Origin of the sequence: Paenibacillus oryzisoli (genome assembly GCF_050467285.1) — a bacterium.
Lineage (GTDB): Bacteria > Bacillota > Bacilli > Paenibacillales > NBRC-103111 > Paenibacillus_E > Paenibacillus_E oryzisoli_A.
In genome coordinates this window covers 743,496-762,097 of sequence record NZ_JBCMUN010000006.1, presented here as the reverse complement: position 1 = coordinate 762,097, position 18,602 = coordinate 743,496, and the positions used below count along the sequence as shown (strand labels likewise).

Below are 18,602 nucleotides of genomic sequence, written 5' to 3'. Positions count from 1 at the left end.
ATCAAAAAATCCGCTTAATACACAATCGCAACATCGTCAAAAGAAGCCGCGGCATTATAAGTAATCAACCCCACGCCGCCTTGCGTGAGCGCTGTGTCCGTCGTCGTCAGCTCCAGCACTCCGTTGACATACAGCTTCAGCGTGCTGCCGGCTACGACGGCCTGCATCGTATAGCTCGTGCCTGTCGCAATCGTATACGGCTCGCTGACCAGCGTGGTCGTCACCCCGCCGACCCGCTTACCGATCTGCAGCGTCCCGCTTGCAAAGACGAAATTATAGCGGTTATTGGCATCCGCCTGCCGCAGCGCCAAACCGACAACGTTGGAGCCCGAGCCGGCGAGTGAATTCGGTTTGATTTTGGCCGTCACGCTGTAATTCTGCCAGGCCGAATTGCCGGTCGCCGACATGCCGTTGCTGGAAGTCGTCGATTGCTTATACATCTTCGTCGCCCCATCAGTAATGACAGACCAGCTGCCGGTGTCCGGCGTCCAGCCACTCGCGTTGCCATCCTCAAAGTCGTCGGTCACCGGCAAATCGACAGCCACGACGTTATCGAACTGCGCCGTTGCGCCGTAGGTAAGCAGTCCGATGCTGCCGCTAACAAAAGTACTGTCCGTCGTGCTTAACTCCTTTACGCCGTTGATGTAAAAATCCAACTGATTGCCGCTCAGCACCGCCTTGAACGTGTATGGCGTCCCCGCGGTCACGGTGTACGCTTTGCTCACTAGCGTTGTGCTGGTACCGGCTACCTTTTTCACAATCGATACGTTGCCGTTCCCGTACTGGAAGGCATAACGGTTGTTGGCATCCGCATACCGAGCCATCAAACCGAAGATATAGCTGCCTGAGCCAGCAAAGCTAAGCGGCGTCGCGGCGGCCTCGACCGTGTAATCGCTCCAAGCCGGATCGCCCGCTGTCGCCATCGAAGTGCCCGCCTGCGTCGCTTGCTTATACACCTTCGTCGCACCGCTCGTTACGACAGACCAGCTGCCGCCGGACGTCGCCCATGCGTCCGCCGTACCGGATTCGAAGTTATCCTGGAATGGCAGTGCCACACTGCCCCCGCCTCCACCAGCGGTAACAAAGCTGAACTTCACTTTAAACGTCTTGCCTTTGGCACCCGCCACGTTCACGGAAAACTTGATCGTCGGACTGAGCTGCGTCACCGTCACACCGCTGTCGGCCGAGACGACGCCCAGCGCCGATTTATTGATTTCAATGGAAATCGTTCCGGCATTCGCCTGCGTCGGATCCACGACGGAGACGTCCAGATCTGTTGACGTTTCGCTCATCATGACGGAAGCTTTCTTGTTGCTTGTAATGCCCCCGGACGTTTTAACCGCATCGTTCCAGAAGTTCACGCCGGTCACATTCAGCGCCGTTTCCTTCACCGCTTGCGCATCTCCGGAGTTTTCCAGAATGCTGACAGTCGGCGAGCTCGCATAGTCGCTCACCTGCGCACTGGTCTTGCCGGGCAGCAGCACATAAGCGTACGTGCTGTTCGTCGGATTCGTTCCGTGATCAAGGACCAGATTGAGATACTTGCTCGTGATCGGCGTCGTCGGTATGCCCGCGCGCCTGTCGATGACGCTCCAGGCGCCGGTGCGGGACTCGCGAAGACCTTTCACAGTTGCCGAGCCCGGGAAGTAATAGCCGATGTCAGAACCGGCAACGCTGCCGGCGAGATGCGCCCAATTGACGCCGCTCATCGTTTCACTCCACCCGACCGTCGTCGATTTGGCCGTGCCGTTCACGGTAAGCGCATTGCTGCCGGAAGCGTTCAGCTTGCGGTTCTCCACAATCGTTTCGATCGGGCGGCCATCCGTGCTCGTGATCCCGGAGCCGAGCGCGACGACCTCATCGTCGAACATGAACCACGATTTTTTGCCTGTCAGTGTGCTGTTATACGCATCCAATTCCATGCCCTGCACACCGTACGTGCCGATCACCTCCGTACCGCCGACCCAGTTTTTGCTGCTAACATAGCTTTGGCCGGAGCTGTTGCTCCGCGTTTGCGTATCTACGGTTGTGCCCGGAAGTCGGTACGGGTTCACCGTCGGCCAGAAGTCGTCACTGAACTGCCCCAGATCCGAATTGTACAAATAGGTCATACCGTCACCGGTATACCAGCCTTTCACATTCTCACTGTTGATCGATTCGTAGTTGTAGATGCGGCTGGACGACATGGAGATGCCGAAGCCGAAGCCAGGGCGCAGATGGACGTCGCGGTCCATGCTGTTGTAGTTTTTGTGTTTCACCAGCTCGCCGCGGGAGATAACCGAGGAATCCGCCATAATGGCCTTCGCGAGTACAATCAGGTTCATGGCTGCACTCTCGTAGAAAGAGCTATACGTATCCGCGTTGATCCAATATTTAACCATGCTTTTGAAAGCTGCGGCATCTGTGGCATTCGCGGTTTGCGACAACCGGATTACCGCTTCGATCACGGATTTGCCTGCGGCATGATCCTGATTGTAGCTGCGTGAAATGTTGCGGCCCCTCGTCATATCCATCATCAGCCCTTTATACACCAGTGGCTCAAAAGCGCTATATACCCATTTGTAAACATTTTGTTTGTTCGTATTCGTCACGGCCCACGTCGAGCCGTCCAGCAGATACAGCAGATCGGCAATATCGGAAATCAAGGCGGAGCCGTAGCCACCCGTATAGGCAAACTTCGTATGCTGAATGAACGAACCGTCGGCATAGACCCCGTCGCCAGACGTCACATAGGTGAACACATTGCTCAGACCGTCCCGCGACGCAGCGAGTTTGGTGCTGTCTTTCACAAGAATTCCTCGGACACCGATGACCATGGATTCCCATACCCGATTAGCCCCAGTCATCGTGACGGTCGGTTGGAAATGATTGATGGCATTCATATAATTCGTAAGCTGCGCAGAAGATAGCTGATCGTACAAAAGGACTGAAATGTCGTTCAAATAGAGCGGAGCCCCGATTTCCCAGTCCCACCAGTTGTTATATTTTGTTGTCGTTTCGTTATAACGGTTCGTGTACATCCAATCCAGTGCGCTTTTCAAATCGGTTAGCAGCGACGCATTGTTTTGCAGCGAAGAGCCTGTTGTTGCGTAAGCAAGCGCCATGGACCTCAGACGCGAGTAAGCTGATGTGACATAGGCGGAATTCGTCGTGCCGGTCAGATCGCTCCACAAATTCGTGCGCCCCGCAGCTGTGTTTAGCGTATCCCAATACGATTGGGCTTCATCGGTCAAAGCTGTGATCTTGGCGGCAATATCCGGATCGGCGGTTGCAATGCTGGTGCCGCCGGTCAGCATCACTTTCCATTTGTCGCGCAGCCCGTCATATTCGTCTGCCGCGGAGGCTCGCGGTGCTAAAGGGAAGTTAACGGCAGCCAGGAGCAGTACGACCATCAGAACATACACCAGAACTTTGTTTTTCACAGACAATCAATCCTCCTCCAATGAAATGATAGCGTTTTCAAAAAAAACCAATTCAAATGTCATTCCCACCTCCCTGCCGGTTCAATAATAAAAAACATATAGGAAGAGGCACCCGCTTCATACGGATACCTCCTGCTATCATGCTTTCGTCGGGTCATCTTGTTGTCCTGACACGCATGCACCTCACCATTTATTTTAAACCTGTTGTCGCCACACCCTCAATAAACTTCTTCTGCGCAAAGAAGAACACGAGCAGCAACGGCACCGTTGCCATCACAGATGCCGCCATCAGCAGATGCCAGTCCGTGCCTGCCGTATCCGTGAACAATTTCATCGCAATCGGCAGCGTGAATAACTTATCGGAACTCAAGTAAATTAACGGATCGAGGAAATCTTCCCAACTGTTGAGGAAGGTAAAGATGGCCAGTGTAGCAAAAGCCGGCGTCGCCATCGGTACCATGATCCGCCAGAACGTCTGCCAAGGCGTACTGCCGTCGATTTCAGCCGCTTCGTCCAGATCCTTCGGAATCGTAATGTAGAACTGGCGCAGCAGGAACACGCCGAAGATGCCGCCCGCTCCGAGAATCGGAGGGATAATTAGCGGGAAATGATTATTCACAAGACCCAGCTTGGAGAACCAGATGAAGTTCGGAATAATCGTCACTTCGTTCGGAATCATCATCCCGCTGAGCAGAATGAGAAAGAACACATTTTTGAATGGAAAATTGAGCTTCGCAAACGAATAGCCAGCGAGTGCGCCTACGATACATGTCCCTAGCGTGACGAGCATCGCGATGTACAGGGAGTTCCCATAATGCAGCAGGAAATGCGGCTGCGTTGTAAATACGTGCGAGTAGTTCGACCACACAATCGGATTCGGAATCCACTGCGGCGGAAACAGGAAAATTTTATTCTGATCCTTGAGCGACGTCGTCAGCATCCACAGAAACGGACCGACAATGATCAACGAGACGACAGTCAGCAGAAGATAAGTAACCGCGTTTTTCACGACACGTAATGTCTTATTGTTCATGATGCACCCACCTTTTTCTGAGCGTCCACTGGATCATCGTGAGCAGCAGAACGAGGAAGAACAGAATGAACGCAACCGCCGAAGCGTAGCCCAATTCATACGTTTTAAACGCCAACTTGTAAATGTAGTACACAAGCACATTGGTGCTAGTGCCAGGCCCGCCGTCCGTCATGACGACGATTTGCGAGAACACTTTCAGTGAGCCGATCAAGGTAATAATCAGCGTTAGGAAAATCGACGGCGAGATCATCGGCAGCGTAACTTTCGTAAACTGCTTCCATTTGGAGGCGCCGTCGATGGTCGCCGCTTCGTAGTACATTTTCGGCACGTCCTGCAGCGCGGCAAGGAAGATGACCATGTTCATCCCGACCTTCTTCAGGACGGAGACCACGATGACAACCGGCATCACCAGCTTGATATTATAGAGCCAAGCAGGGCCAGTAATGCCGACAATTTTTAACATTTGATTGAGAAGTCCTGCGTCCGTTGCAAAAACATACTTCCAGACGATCGCCCACACGATGATGGAGGTGACCACTGGCGTGAAAATCGCGGTACGGAACAAGCCCACACCGGGAATTTTAGTCGAAAGTAATAAAGCGAGCGCTAAAGCCAGAATCAGATTCAGCGGAATTAAGCCTGCTGAGAAATACAAGGTGTTCTTGATTGAAGTCCAGAACATCGGATCGCCCGTCACAATGGTGCGGTAATTGTCTCCACCGACGAAGGACGTCGGATGCAGCAGTGAATAATCGGTGAAGCTGAGTCCAAATGCACTAATAATCGGGCCTGCCATGAAAATCAAGAAACCCAGCATCATAGGAGCGATAAACAGATAGCCATAGATCGCATTACGCCTTCTGAGGCGGCTATAGGTGCCTTTCTTTGTCTTGGCGGCGATCCCGACTGGTGTTTCCAGGGTCGTTGTTTGATAGGTTTCCAAGGTGCATCTCCACTCCCTTGTAGACGTGTGGCCAAGCTTGATTCCGCTTGGCCACTGATCTACGAAAATTCGGTTACTGCAGAACAGGCGTGACGTCGGCTTCCATCTTTTTGAGAATATCTGGAATCGTGCCGGCTTGCGTGTAGATGGCGTCGAAGTTCACCTTCATTTTGTCGTCGATCTTCTGGAAGTTGACGAAGCCTTGGCGTACGCGAGCGCCTGCCATTTGGTCCAGCACCGCTGTTTTCATACTTTCCGGCGACGGACCTTGCTTCAGGAACGCATCGGAGTTCAGAACGGATTTGCGGCTAGGCACGAAATATTGAGACGTTGTCGTCATATTTTCTTTGTTGGACAAATATTTAACGAATTCAATCGCTTCCGCCGTGTTGTTGCCGCCTTTCGGCACCATGTAAGCTGCGTACCCGAGCGTTGTTCCTTGGCCGCCTTGGCCTTTCGGCATCGGCGCGATATCCCACTCGAAATCTTTGATCGCTTTCGCTTTGCCCATGTAGCTAAGCAAATCTTGCTGCATCGCGATTTTGCCGGATTCAAACGTCGTCTGATCGCCTGGCTTCGGATGAACCTTGGATTTGAACATCGCATCGTTAAAATATTGCAATGCTTGCGTGCCTTGCGGCGAATTCAGCGTAAATTTCTTGCCGTCTTTGCTGAAATAGTCGGAGCCGAATGCCCAGACAAGCGTTTGCAGGGATTCAATCCAGCTCGGGCCCCAGCCTGCAGGACGGATCAAATTCATGCCGTACACACCTTTATCCGGCTGTGTGAGCGCTTGCGCCGCTTTCAGCATTTCGTCGTACGTCCAGTTGCCTTCTTTGTACAGCTCGCTTGGCGTTTTCAAGCCCTTTTCTTTAAACAAGTTTTTGTTATAGTACATCATGTTCGGCGGCGTGGAGAATGGAACACCGTATACTTTATCGTTCTTCGTAACGAGATCCATCGTAGAAGGAATCAGATCAGCCGAATCGTAAGCGCTATCCGATTTGATCGCCGACAGATCTTCAAGCTGCCCCGCTTCCATAAATTGCGGAATACCTCTCTCCAGCATCCAGATCACGTCTGGCGCGGTTTTGGATGCCATCATAACCGAGATTTTTTGAATATAATCGCCGGAAGGAATGATCATCACTTCTACGTTCACATTCGGTTTAATCTTTTTATAATTCGCAATGATGTCCTCGTACATTTTCTTATGGGCGTCGCTGCCCCAAATGCTGAAAGTCAATTTCACGTCCTTCGCTGGCGCTTTGGACGCTTGTGCCGTCGTGCCTGCCGGAGCCGCTGATGTACTGGTTGTCGTATCCTTGGAGCTGCTGCAACCCGCTGCAACAGAGCTAAGTAACAGAACGGAAGTCGTTAAGAGCATCGCTTTCTTCATCTTGTCGGTATCCCCTTTTTTTTCGAAATTAGTGTGAAGCGCTTACAAGTCTCATTATAAAAGAAGAACGTTATCCAAGATAACGCCACAAATTCCATAAATGGTTCAAAATCGTAAGGTCATTTCTGGTCTCTGAACTCCGTCGGCGTGCAGCCGGTCTGCTGTTTGAACAGCGAAGCAAAATATTTATGATTGGCAAAGCCGCACATCATGGCCACCTCTGCCACCTTGAGCGTTGTTTCCTTAAGCAGCTTTCGCGCCTTCTCCATCCGCCGGCCCGTCACATAATCAGACAGATTCTGCCCGGTCTCGCGCTTGAACATATCCGATAAATACTTCGGATGTAAATAGACGCGCTCCGCCAGAAATTGCAGCGAAATGTCCTGGTTCAAATGATGGATAACCAGCTCCTTCACGCGGCGGATCATCAGCTTGTCCTTCTCATCCTGCGGCTGTTCACCCCCGCTGCCGCCTGCAGCACCTCCGCCAAGCGCGGCATGACGTTGGTCGGTAATTTTTTGCAATACGCTGGCCAGTTCTACTCGCTCGATCGGTTTTAGCAAATAATCACGCACACCGTAGCGCAGTGCTTCTCTCGCGTAGCCGAACTCATCGTATCCGGAAATAATAACGAACGGCGTGTCGGGATGGGTTTCTTTTGTACGCTTGATCAGCTCGATGCCGTTCATTTCGCCCATGCGAATGTCTGTAATGACAAGATCGACACGTTCCTGCGTGCGCAGCCAGTCCAGCGCTTCCCGACCGTTCCCCGCTTCCGTAATGCGCAGACCGCCGGGAATAACATCCTCGACGATTTTGCGCAAGCCTTGCCGAATCTTCATCTCATCTTCTACGAGTAAAATGTTCATGTCGTTATTCCTCCCACTGGAAAGGCATTCGTATACAGAACGACGCGCCTTCCTTCGTATCCTCAATCGTTAAGCCATAAGGCTCCCCGTACAAAATGACCAGCCGCTGATGAATGTTTCGGAGCGCAAACCCTTTGGCCTTCTGCTCTCCGGTTGGCTTCGCCTGCCGCTCCGGTCCGTAAAGGCGCTGCTCGATCAGCTTGCGCCGCTCCGGCGAGATGCCGCATCCGTTGTCAGACACATAGATGAACAAGTCAGAACCTTCCGCTCTCGACGTAATCTGAATCGTAAATGGCTCGCTGCCCATCCCATGCTCAATCGCATTTTCCACCAACGGCTGCAGAAGCAGCTTCGGCACCATGGCAAACTCATGGGAAAAATCCACATGAATCTCGGTGCGCAGCCCCTCCTCCAGGCGGAAGCTCTGGATGTTGAGATAGTTTTGCACAAAGCTCAGCTCATCTTTTAAATACACGAACCGCTCCTGCTTGTTGACCGTATAGCGCAGCAGCTTGCCAAGACTCGTGATCACCTGCGAGAGATCGTGATTGCGCTCCTTGACCGCGACCATATTGATGGACTCCAGCGTGTTGTACAGAAAATGCGGGTTAATCTGGCTCTGCAGCGCATTCAGCTCAGAATCCTTCTCGCGCAGCTTCAGCTCGTACACTTCCTTAATCGTCGTATCCAGACGCGACACCATCGTATTGAAGCCTTCGGTCAGCAGGCCGATCTCATCGTTGGAATGAACCGTTGCCCGCTCCTGAAAATCGCCGTTTTGCACCCGACGCATCTTGCGCTGCAAATGGAGAATCGGCTTCACGAAACGGTTGGAGGTGAATACCGCAGCAACAAACGCGAAAATTAACGAAAAAGCGGAAATCCAGAGTGTAAAACTGGTCAACTGCCGCGCATCCGTCAGCAGGTCGTTCTTCGGGATCGTACTGACGATTGTAAGCCCACCGACAGGGGTTGTCGCAACGCTTTTCAGCATATCCGAAGTGTTCAGATCGACAATCTCTGCGTACGTCGGCGAAGAGGACTCGTCATTGAACGGATAGATCCGCTGATAATTTTGATTAAAAATATACAGCTTGCTCGTTTTGGACATTTTAACCGTAGATAAAATTTTCTCAAACCCGATCGACGTCAAATCCACCTTGACATAGCCGATGGTCGTATTGGTCACGGGGTTCTTGATCAGCCGCGCAAAGGACAGCGCCTCCTTGGGCTTGCCCATATAATAATTCCACTGCACCGGCGGCAAAATGACGAGCCCCCCGTCCTTCTGCTTCACGGAATCCATCCATTTGGAACCCTCCGAGAGCCAGTTGGATGAAATCGTCTCGGACAAATTGCTGAACAGCGTCCCGTCGAGCGCGAAAATGTAAACACCCTCCAGCTCCGTCCGATCAATGATAAGCGACGAGATCAATTGATTCATTTTGGATCTTTCGTCAATCGTTGCGTACACGTTCCCTTGTTTGGCGCTGTGGGACTCCAAAATGCGGACAAAGCTCGGATCGTAATACAGGGAGATCGTAATTCGCTCAATCTCGCGAATGTAACGCTCCAGATTGATATTCACTTGATCGGTAAGCTGATCGGAATACGTCTTCGCGTCCCGTTCTACGTTGGACGAGTATTTCTGGTAGGTCAAATAACCGCTGAACAGAAATGGCAGCGTTATCATAAAGCAAAATAAAACGAGAAACTTCATCCTGAGCGATACGAACGGCCGTCTATTCAATTTCAACCCAGTCCCTGCTTTCCTCACAAGTTAAGTTTAGTAGACAAAGTATAAGTGGGGACTAGGAAATTTACAAGATGGCGGCGGCTATTTATACTAGAGAGATATTCAATCGTAAATGGCAAAGGAGCCTTCCGATGCAAGCAGCAACTATACTTAATGACGAACGATGGGCTGGCATCCTTCGGTATGTCGCCGAAACTTATTCTGAAGTCACGCTCAGCCGCGGGTTTCATTTCTACAAGCAAGGCATGGTCGATTCCCTGCGTCTCTCCGATTACGGCTTGCTGGAAGCAACTGTCGAGGAATTTGGAGAAAAGTGCAAGGTAGAACTCGATGTGAACAGACCTACGATTGCTGTCTGCAGTTGTCCGGCTGCAAGAGGCTGCAAGCACTTGGCCGCCGCCCTTATGGCGCTCGGCGACCGATACGGCTATCCGGCTTCGCAAGTCGTAAATGCCAAGATTCAATTGAAGCGCATGGCGGCCCAAGCGGCTGAAGGCAGCGGCGCGGAAAAGCTGCCGGAACTGCCAGTCAGCGGCTGGCAGCAATTTATGGACGGGTACACCCAAACGATTAAACCTTCCTATGATCAAGGGCGCTATGTGGAAGAGCTGCGAGTCCGCTTGGCGGGCTTGCAGCAAACAGACATTGCTTTCAGCGCATCAGACAGGCTGTATTGGGAGCTGCATCAGCAGCTTTTTATCCTGCGAAAGCTTGCAGAACAGCAGTATGAATTAAGCGTCACCTTTTACACATCCTCTACGATTTATTGGGTGCTCGATCATCTGAGCCAGTGGCTTGAGCTTCCGGAGCATCAACAAGGTCTGGCCCAGGACAGCAAACGGCTTGAGGATACACTGGCGTATTTACGTGCGGGGATTGAGCGGGAAAGCGACAAGCGCAATCAGCACTTTATCGTCTATGCCGCGATGTGCGCAGGAGTTGCCGAGCTGCTCCCCGGACAGGAACAAGAAAAGCTGGCGCAGACGGAAGCCGCCGCTTTGGCGCAAATTAGCGAAGCGAACGCCAATCTGTCCAGCGTCGCAGCCCACGCCTATGTACTGACATGGCTGGGGCATTCGGACGAAGCCTGGAAGAAGCTTGCCCGGCATCCTTCCTTCGAGACCGCGAGCAGCTCCGTGTACCAGCCGTTTCTCGCGTTTTTCACGATCCATCAGCAATGGTCGGATTTAACGGACTGGCTGCGGCAGTTGACGCCATTTTTTTCAAGAAAACGGCTGGATGAGCTGAATACGCTTATCGCGTACTGGAAGCTTGCCGCCGAACATTTGCCCCAAGCGGAAGATGCCATGTGGCGGGCCTTAGAGACGCTGCTGCCGCTTTCCTACCGGGTCATCGAAAGCCTTCTCCATGAGCAGGGCAAATGGAAGCTGTGGATCGAGCTGCAAATCATGCAGGGGCACAATCCGCTCGAACACCGCGTCAGCATGCTGCAGCCGATTGAGAAGGAGTCGCCGGAGCTGCTGCTTCCCTACTATCATCAAGCGATTGAGCAGTACGTTCGGCTTAAGAACAGGCATGATTATAAAGCGGCGGTGAAGCTGCTGAAACGGCTGGACAAGGTGTATAAAAAAATGAAGCAGCCGGAGCGCTGGGAGGCATTCTTCGCCGGCTTTGTTCAGCGGCACAGCCGTCTGCGCGCCTTGCAAGAGGAACTGAAGAAAGGAAAGCTGCTGGAATGACGACGATGCTCTCGTATTTACACACCCTCTCGCTTTCCGTCACATTGACCGATCGCGGCGACGCCCTCATTTGGGGCGAAAAAGACGGACGCGACATCGGCGGCGAGCAGCTCACACGGCTGCTCTTTGCCTGGCATGCGCCGTCTTATTACGGCACGACGCTGGAGATCACGACGGCCGGCGACCTTAGCTTGGTCGTCCTGCCGGCGGAAATGGCGCTGCCTTACTTCGCAGCGCCGAACTTCCTGGAAATCGCCGAATGGCACATGGCGACGGAGACTGGCCAGCAGCTCCTCGAGCTGGCGCCGTTGCTGCTGCGCGCCGCCGAGGAAGGCAGCTACCTGCCGAGCTTCGATGCGTACCGGCGCGGTGAGCTTGCGTGGACGTGGGATGGCCGCGCCGAAGTGTTCGAAGGCGTCGACTGGGTGGCGCTCAGCCGACTGGAGGGCCTTGGCGACAGCTTCTCCGGGCTGCGCGCGCTCTTCTCCGCTGCCGTCAAGCAGCGGCACTATGCCTCGGACGCGGCGCTCGGAGACTTGCGCCGCGACTATCCGGCGCTGTTCCGCACAGCGCCGGGGCTGTCGGCGGAAGCCATCACCGAAGGGGAATGGCTTGCCGCCATGGGTTGGCGGCCAGACATCGCGCCGTTCCGTCCGGCCCTGCAATTGCTGGAGCCGGATGACGAAGATCCGGCATGGCGCCTCCGTCTTGTCCTGACGGACAGACAAGACGGCTCGTTCATGATCCCCGTCCGCTTACAGGAGGACGGGCAGGCAACAGGCGACTGGGATGACGCCTGGGAGCCTTTCGTCGCCGAGCGGGCCCCGGGCTGGGCGGCTCGGCTGGACGCGGCGCTGCCCGGCTTGACGAGCCGCGGCGTCCTGCTCGGGACCACGTTAACCGACGATTCGGCGTGGTCCTTCTTGACCACCGACAGCCGTCAGCTCCTGGAGGACGGCTGGAACGTGCTGCTTCCCGGCTGGTGGGAAGCAGCGTCCAAGCGCAAGCTGCGGCTGAGTGCGCGGCTTGCTGAAGGCGCCGGCAGCGGCGGGGGCGGCGAGTCGCTGTTCGGGATGAACGCGCTCGTCAGCTTCGACTGGCGCGTCGCCATCGGCGAGAACTCGCTCAGCGAAGCCGAGTTTATGAGCTTGCTCGAACGGAACGAGCGGCTGGTCCGCTTCCGCGGCGAGTGGATCTACCTCGACCCGGCGCTGCTGGAGCAGATCCGCCGGCTTATGTCGAGCGTCGACCCGGCCGAAGGCCTGTCGCTGCAGGACATTTTGCAGCTGCATCTGCTCAGCGAGCTGGAGAAGGAGCAAGCTGCTGAGCGGCGTGCGTCCGGCAGAAAAGAGGAGTCGGAAGAATCGGACGAGGACGACGATCGCGTGGAGCTCGAAGTTGAGCTGAACGCGCATCTGCTCAAGCTCATGCGGCAGCTTGCGCAGCCATCCGACATTCCTGAATTGCCTGTTCCTGAAGGCCTGCGGGCTGAACTGCGCGGCTACCAGCGCCAGGGCTTCACCTGGCTCAGCTATATGCGGCAGTCCGGTCTCGGCGCTTGTCTAGCCGACGATATGGGGCTCGGGAAAACGGTTCAGTTCATTACGTATCTGCTCCATCATAAGCCGCTGTCGGAGCAGCCTGCCCTTCTTGTCTGCCCGACTTCCGTGCTGGGCAATTGGCAGAAGGAGCTCGCCCGCTTCGCGCCAGAGCTCCGCGTCATGCTCCATTACGGCAAATCGCGGATGGGCGGTGACGAGCTAACTGAAGCTCTCCAACACACCGATATTGTGCTGACGTCCTACACAACGGCGCTGCTCGATCAGGAAACGCTCCAAGCGTACACGTGGAGCTCACTTTGTCTCGACGAAGCGCAAAACATTAAAAACGCCGCCAACAAGCAGTCCGCAGCAATCCGCTCGCTCAGCGCCCTGCATCGCATTGCGCTGACAGGCACGCCGATCGAGAACCGGTTGTCGGAGCTGTGGTCAATCTACGATTTTATGAATCCCGGCTTCCTCGGCAGTCAGCGCGGCTTTCAACAGCGCTTCGCGACGCCGATCGAGAAGCATCAGGATATGGAGCGCACCGCGCAGCTTCAGCAGTTCATCAAACCGTTTATGCTGCGTCGCAAGAAAAAAGACCCGGCCATCCAGCTCGATCTGCCGGATAAGCTGGAGAACAAGGTCTACATCAACCTCACGGCCGAGCAAGGTGCGATGTACGAACAGACCGTGAAGGATCTCATGTCACGCATGAAGCAGCTCGAGGGCATGGAGCGCAAAGGCGCCATTCTCGGCGCGTTGACGCAGCTCAAGCAGCTGTGCGACCATCCAGTGCTGCTGTCGAAGGAGCTGGAGATTGTGGAGAGCACACAGCTCTCCGAGGAGATCCGCGAGATGCTCATCGGACGCTCCGCCAAGCTGGAGCGGCTCGTCACGATGGTCGACGAGCTGCGCGATGAAGGCGACTCTTGCCTCATCTTTACCCAGTACGTCGGCATGGGCCGCATGCTGGCGAATCTGCTCAGTGCGCAGCGCGGCGAGCCGGTGCTCTACTTGAACGGCTCTACGCCCAAACAGGCGCGAGATGGGATGATTGAGTCATTTCAGGCATTTGACGGCGTAGGGCCGGGTCCCGGCATTTTCGTGCTGTCGTTGAAAGCCGGCGGTGTCGGCCTCAATCTGACCGCCGCGAATCATGTGTTCCATTTTGACCGGTGGTGGAATCCGGCTGTTGAGAACCAAGCGACCGACCGGGCTTATCGGATGGGTCAGAAGAAAAATGTCCAGGTGCACAAATTCATCTCTCTCGGCACGCTGGAAGAGCGAATCGACGAAATGCTGGAGAATAAGATGAGTCTCAGCGAGAATGTCATTTCCTCTTCCGAGGGCTGGATTACAGAGCTTTCCAATGAGGAATTGCAAGACTTGTTTACACTTCGGCGGACGTGGTAGAAAATTTTTTGGGAGGGCATGCATAATAATCCAATACCTCCGCAAACTACTCCCATACCCTTCCTTAAGGAGTGATAACCCATGGCTAGAAGCAAACAATTAGTCGTGCAAGAAGCAAGAGCAGCTCTAGAGCAAATGAAGTACGAAGTGGCGCAAGAACTCGGTATCGCACTGCCGCAAGACGGTTACTACGGTTACATGGCAACGCGTGACACCGGCTCCATCGGTGGTCAAATCACGAAGCGCCTTGTGCAAATCGCCGAACAGCAATTGAACGGCTTCCGCCGCTAGGCTCGAAGGCTACATAAAAAGAAAAAGACGGGATCTCACCTCACACGAGGCAGAATCCAGTCTTTTTCTTTTTAGATCACAAATGCTTCGAACACCGGTGAGCGCAGCCTGCCGCTTCGGCTCCATGCTTTTGTTTTGATGCTGGCCATGATAACCGGCTCCATATAAGCAAAATGTTCGTCTTCCTTATAGACGAGCCTGCCTTTTACCTGCTCAATCGCAAGCCGATGCTCCGGTTTTACGCCGTGCTCAATAACGCCTACCGGCAATTTATCCCCGTTCGGTCCGTCGATCGATGCAAGCAAGGCAAAATTGTTTTTGCGATACCCGGAGACATATACGTCCGCATGCGTCCAGTTCGTCACCTTTTGCCAAGCTTGAGAGCGTTTTCCTTGTTGGTAGACGGAATTATCCTTGATGGACTTGATGACAATACCTTCAAGCCCCTGCTTGCATATTTCCTCGAAATAGCTTGTAGTTGAACCTTCGTATATGGGAATTTTTTTGTAACTTGCAGTCTCTGTGAAAGCTTCGTCCAAGTATTGTTTCCGTTTCAGCAGCGGCAAATGCGTCACATCGATACCCTTATATCGTAAAATATCGAAAGCATAAAACACGACCGGACGCAAATTTTTACGGGAATAATACCTCGCCGTCATCGCCTCAAAATCCGGTTTGCCCTGATCGTCGAGGACCATCAGCTCCCCATCCAATACCGTTCCTTCTGGAAGTGGACATTGCAGCAGCTCTGGGAATTTGTGCGTAATGAGCTCCTGATTTTTCGTGTAAACATAAAGCCTATCCATTTGGGACACGATAACTCTAACGCCGTCGAGCTTCTGCTCGGCAATATGATGTTTACTGTTAAAAGGTTTATTGTTTTTCGCTTCATAAGGCTTCATAGGAGCAATGAACATGTATGATCACCCTAGCTTCCATGATACTGTACGCAGCGGGATGTGCCTATAGGAACTTGAAGGTAAAAAAGTGAAAAGCCTCCTTAACCGGAGGCTTTTCGACTATGCGTATGCGGTTTGGATTAGTGCATTCCTTCAAATGCAACGTCTGAGCGAACTTCTTCGCTCTTCGCTTTTCGACCGCGGCGCAGGAATAATCCGAGGACCGCTCCACAGATCGCCACGAACAGCATGATATGGAACGTCTGGCCAAAAGCGTCCGGCGCGACAGTCAGCATCGCTTTTTGCATATCGGCCGGCGAGGTTACCGCCAGCTTCTGCGCTTTGATCTCGGCCGTAACTTTGGCCGTTAGAATCGTCACGACAATCGCAACGGCAAAGGAGCTGATAACTTGCTGCATCGCACTGGTGAGCGAGGTGACGCGGCTGACGAGGTCTTGCGGCGCTTTCTGAATCAGATGCGAGTTGATCGGCATCATCATGAGTCCCATGCCTGCGCCCGCCATAATCAGCGGCAAAATAAGGTCGTGGCCTTCCGTTGTCGCACTGACATGCGAGTATTGGAAAATCGCGCCGGACACTAAGCTCAGGCCGATAACGACGAGCCAGCGAACGCCGATTTTATCGTATAAATAACCGCCAATCGGCATCATAAATGCCGAAGCTAGCGCCTGCGGGAACAGTGACAGCCCGGTGTCAAAGGCACCGTAGCCCCGCGCTTGCTGCAAGAACTGCGGCAGCAGGAAGATCGCGCCGAAGAGGCTGAACTGCACGACCCACTGAACGAAAATACCGAACGAAAAGTCTACGGATTTGAAAACGCGCAGCTCCAGAAGCGGGATTTTCGCACGCAATTCAACGATAACGAACGCGATTAAGGCGAGTCCGCCAACGATGAGTCCAGTCAATGTTTTCGTGGACGTCCAGCTCCCCGCACCTTGCGTAATGCCGTAGGATAGAGCGGCAAAAGCGATCGGCCCCAGGATCATGCCCGGAAGGTCGAAGCCTGCGACCGGCTTGCGCGGCGCGATCGGCAGCTTCCACATGCCGAACACAAAACTCACGATGCCGACAGGCAAGTTAATGATAAAAATCCAATGCCAGGAATGATATTCAACCAGCCAGCCGGACAGCACCGGACCGATTGCCGGCGCCAGCAGAATTGGCACGCCAAGCATGCCCATGACTTGCCCGATTTTGTTTGGCGGGCTCAAGCGATACACATAGGCCATCGCCACCGGCATGACAAAGCCACCGCCGAGACCTTGCAGAATCCGGAAGAAAATCAGCATTTCCGCGCTGTTTGGCGTCGCGCATAAGGCGGACGCGATTGTGAACAGCAGTACCGAGGTCAAGAAAACATTTTTCGCTCCAAAACGGTCCGATAACCAGCCCGCGAGCGGAATAACCGCCGCTGAAGCCAGCATATACCCCGTCACCGCCCACTGAATCGTCGGCAGATCCGTTTTGAAATCGACAACCAGCTTGGATAGCGCAACGTTCATCGCGGTCGTATCCAGAATAACCATGAAAATTCCCACAATAATAGCGATAAGCGGGACGATGATGCTCGTAATTTTAAACTCCGGCTCTGAGCTGCCGGTTGGCGCGGTTTGACTCATCCGAACTCCTCCTTAGACAATCTCTATCGTCTCGTGTTACAATGTTTACGGACAATTGTCCGCTAACTCATAATACGGGACAATTGTCCGCAATGTCAAATGAATTTTTTATTGTTGATTTTACACATCAGGAGGAGCCAGGTATGAAACAACCCGATGATCCAAACACACAACCTACACCTGAATCGGGCCAACCGAATGCTACCCCCGGCGGCCGCAGGGAAATCCGCGATCACGAATACCGACAGCGCATATTGAGCGCCGCGCGTACACTTCTTACGACTCAAGATCTAGAATCCGTTACCATGCACCAGATAGCCAAAGAATCCGGCGTCGGTCAGGGGACGCTTTACCGGCGATACCCGCATATCGGCGATATTTGCAGCGATTTGATTAAATCGACAACGCAGCAATTTGTCGGTGAAATGGAGGAGCGTTACGGCTCGCTGGGCCCTGATGATCGCGGACTTGCCGTTCTTGAAACCTGTTTGCGGGACTTCATCACTTTCGTCGATAAGCATGTTTCACCGCTAGCGATGATTAGCTCCATGCACGCCGCCGATAAGCGGCATCATACGATTTTGCAAAAGCCTTTTTTTGTCCGGCTGCACGGGCTCATTGTCCCTTTACTCGAGCGAGCGGTCGCCCAAGGAGATATCGAACCGCTCGATGTTACGCTCACGGCCAATATCATCCTCCTTTCGCTTATGCCCGAGCCTTATCTGTTCCACAAAAACAACTTGGGTTACACCAAGGAATCCTTCATTGACGGGATTTGCCGGCTGTTTGTGAAAGGGTTATGACGGAGGCGCAGAGATATGAATTCCTATCAGCAAATTTTCTGGAAAAAATATATCGCTCAAGCGAAGCTCGACGTTACCTACGCCTCTTACACCAAAGTTTCGCGGTCTTGGAACGACGAAAACCCCGCATGCCCGTTTAATCGCCTGTATTTGATTATGGAAGGCGAGGGATTCGTCCGGGTTGGCAAGCAAGTTTTCTATCCCAAGCCGGGCGAGCTCTACCTCTTGCCTGCCGGCAGCGATCAGGCTTACGGTACGATCAGCGATGACACCTTCGGGAAATATTGGTGCCATTTCAGCGCCAAGATTGGCGACTTGGATCTTTTTCAGATTTTGCAAGTATCGCCGTTTATCGAAGTGAAAGCGCTCGAACTGTGCAAAGAGAAATTTGAACACTTGATCACTTGGAGAAAAGACAACGCCATGACATCGGAACTCCGGCTTCATGCGGCGCTGCTCGATTTGATCGCCGATTATATCGAACAAAGCTCATCGATGAAGCTGAGCATCGGCAGCACCCCGACCTACGAGAAAATGAACAATGTGCTCGACTACATGGCTGCCCATCTGTCTGAGCAGGTGTCGATCGAGGAATTGGCGCAGATTACGCACTATCATCCGAACTATTTTATCAACGCTTTCAAACAATTCACGGGGTATTCCCCAATTCACTATATGAACCACCTTCGCGCGGAAAAAGCCAAAGAACTGCTGCTCACGACGGAGCTGAGCGTCTCGCAAATTGCCGAGTCGTTCGGGATGGAGCTGTCGTATTTTTCGCGGATGTTCAAGGAGCATACGGGTTTTAAACCAACCGGGTTCCGGGAGCTGCGGCCGCGGTAGAGGGTCGTTCGGTGCGGTAGAACGCGGTGGGATCCAGGTTATCGGGA

The 18,602-nt window shown here is 53.5% G+C and carries 13 protein-coding genes; 5 read left to right on the top strand and 8 right to left on the bottom strand.

Features of this window, described 5'->3' with window-relative positions:
• Window positions 1–14: 14 nt before the first annotated feature.
• From ABE504_RS12090 to ABE504_RS12065, 6 genes are all read right to left on the bottom strand, one after another.
• Window positions 15–3,422 (bottom strand): polysaccharide lyase family 8 super-sandwich domain-containing protein, encoded by a 3,408-nt coding sequence (locus ABE504_RS12090; RefSeq protein WP_430088461.1) that lies wholly within the window; start codon window positions 3,420–3,422, stop codon window positions 15–17.
• Window positions 3,423–3,612: 190 nt separating this feature from the next.
• On the bottom strand, window positions 3,613–4,455 hold the full coding sequence (locus ABE504_RS12085) for a carbohydrate ABC transporter permease (RefSeq protein WP_430088459.1): 843 nt from the start codon (window positions 4,453–4,455) through the stop codon (window positions 3,613–3,615).
• Complete coding sequence (locus ABE504_RS12080; RefSeq protein ID WP_430088457.1) at window positions 4,445–5,398, bottom strand: carbohydrate ABC transporter permease; 954 nt, start codon at window positions 5,396–5,398, stop codon at window positions 4,445–4,447. Before ABE504_RS12080 ends, ABE504_RS12085 begins: the two co-directional genes overlap by 11 nt.
• A 73-nt stretch (window positions 5,399–5,471) precedes the next feature.
• Window positions 5,472–6,797, bottom strand: coding sequence for an ABC transporter substrate-binding protein (locus ABE504_RS12075; protein ID WP_430088455.1), 1,326 nt, complete (start codon window positions 6,795–6,797; stop codon window positions 5,472–5,474).
• Between the two features lie 119 nt (window positions 6,798–6,916).
• Window positions 6,917–7,666: a response regulator transcription factor gene (locus tag ABE504_RS12070; RefSeq protein WP_430088453.1), complete on the bottom strand. Its 750-nt coding sequence runs from the start codon at window positions 7,664–7,666 to the stop codon at window positions 6,917–6,919.
• 4 nt (window positions 7,667–7,670) lie between these two features.
• The gene (locus ABE504_RS12065; RefSeq protein WP_430088451.1) at window positions 7,671–9,422 is read right to left on the bottom strand and encodes a sensor histidine kinase; all 1,752 of its coding nucleotides are present in this window, start codon (window positions 9,420–9,422) and stop codon (window positions 7,671–7,673) included.
• A 131-nt stretch (window positions 9,423–9,553) separates the two neighbouring features.
• Between ABE504_RS12065 and ABE504_RS12060 the strand changes: the two genes are divergently transcribed.
• The 3 genes from ABE504_RS12060 to ABE504_RS12050 all read left to right on the top strand — a co-directional run bounded on the left by ABE504_RS12060 (window position 9,554) and on the right by ABE504_RS12050 (window position 14,370).
• The gene (locus ABE504_RS12060) at window positions 9,554–11,122 is read left to right on the top strand and encodes a hypothetical protein (RefSeq protein WP_430088449.1); all 1,569 of its coding nucleotides are present in this window, start codon (window positions 9,554–9,556) and stop codon (window positions 11,120–11,122) included.
• A gap of 5 nt (window positions 11,123–11,127) precedes the next feature.
• On the top strand, window positions 11,128–14,079 hold the full coding sequence (locus ABE504_RS12055; protein WP_430088702.1) for a DEAD/DEAH box helicase: 2,952 nt from the start codon (window positions 11,128–11,130) through the stop codon (window positions 14,077–14,079).
• A gap of 81 nt (window positions 14,080–14,160) precedes the next feature.
• Window positions 14,161–14,370: a small, acid-soluble spore protein, alpha/beta type gene (locus ABE504_RS12050; RefSeq protein ID WP_430088447.1), complete on the top strand. Its 210-nt coding sequence runs from the start codon at window positions 14,161–14,163 to the stop codon at window positions 14,368–14,370.
• A 71-nt stretch (window positions 14,371–14,441) separates the two neighbouring features.
• Here ABE504_RS12050 and ABE504_RS12045 read toward each other — a convergent pair whose 3' ends face one another.
• A complete protein-coding gene (locus ABE504_RS12045; RefSeq protein ID WP_430088445.1) occupies window positions 14,442–15,287 on the bottom strand; it encodes an RNA ligase family protein in 846 nt (281 codons plus the stop codon).
• Window positions 15,288–15,409: 122 nt separating this feature from the next.
• Window positions 15,410–16,909: an MDR family MFS transporter gene (locus ABE504_RS12040; protein ID WP_430088444.1), complete on the bottom strand. Its 1,500-nt coding sequence runs from the start codon at window positions 16,907–16,909 to the stop codon at window positions 15,410–15,412.
• Window positions 16,910–17,052: 143 nt separating this feature from the next.
• On the opposite strand from ABE504_RS12040, the gene ABE504_RS12035 reads away from it, so the two are divergent.
• Window positions 17,053–17,712: a TetR/AcrR family transcriptional regulator gene (locus ABE504_RS12035; RefSeq protein ID WP_430088442.1), complete on the top strand. Its 660-nt coding sequence runs from the start codon at window positions 17,053–17,055 to the stop codon at window positions 17,710–17,712.
• A gap of 15 nt (window positions 17,713–17,727) precedes the next feature.
• Entirely contained in the window at window positions 17,728–18,555 is an 828-nt protein-coding gene (locus tag ABE504_RS12030; RefSeq protein WP_430088440.1) for a helix-turn-helix domain-containing protein, read from the top strand.
• Window positions 18,556–18,602 lie beyond the last annotated feature (47 nt).

Bases quoted from the DNA above. Each gene is read 5' to 3' on its own strand.
- ABE504_RS12085 (WP_430088459.1), bottom strand. From the start codon at position 4,455: ATGAACAATAAGACATTACGTGTCGTGAAAAACGCGGTTACTTATCTT.
- ABE504_RS12075 (WP_430088455.1), bottom strand. From the start codon at position 6,797: ATGAAGAAAGCGATGCTCTTAACGACTTCCGTTCTGTTACTTAGCTCT.
- ABE504_RS12070 (WP_430088453.1), bottom strand. From the start codon at position 7,666: ATGAACATTTTACTCGTAGAAGATGAGATGAAGATTCGGCAAGGCTTG.
- ABE504_RS12060 (WP_430088449.1), top strand. From the start codon at position 9,554: ATGCAAGCAGCAACTATACTTAATGACGAACGATGGGCTGGCATCCTT.
- ABE504_RS12055 (WP_430088702.1), top strand. From the start codon at position 11,128: ATGCTCTCGTATTTACACACCCTCTCGCTTTCCGTCACATTGACCGAT.
- ABE504_RS12050 (WP_430088447.1), top strand. From the start codon at position 14,161: ATGGCTAGAAGCAAACAATTAGTCGTGCAAGAAGCAAGAGCAGCTCTA.
- ABE504_RS12045 (WP_430088445.1), bottom strand. From the start codon at position 15,287: ATGTTCATTGCTCCTATGAAGCCTTATGAAGCGAAAAACAATAAACCT.
- ABE504_RS12040 (WP_430088444.1), bottom strand. From the start codon at position 16,909: ATGAGTCAAACCGCGCCAACCGGCAGCTCAGAGCCGGAGTTTAAAATT.
- ABE504_RS12035 (WP_430088442.1), top strand. From the start codon at position 17,053: ATGAAACAACCCGATGATCCAAACACACAACCTACACCTGAATCGGGC.
- ABE504_RS12030 (WP_430088440.1), top strand. From the start codon at position 17,728: ATGAATTCCTATCAGCAAATTTTCTGGAAAAAATATATCGCTCAAGCG.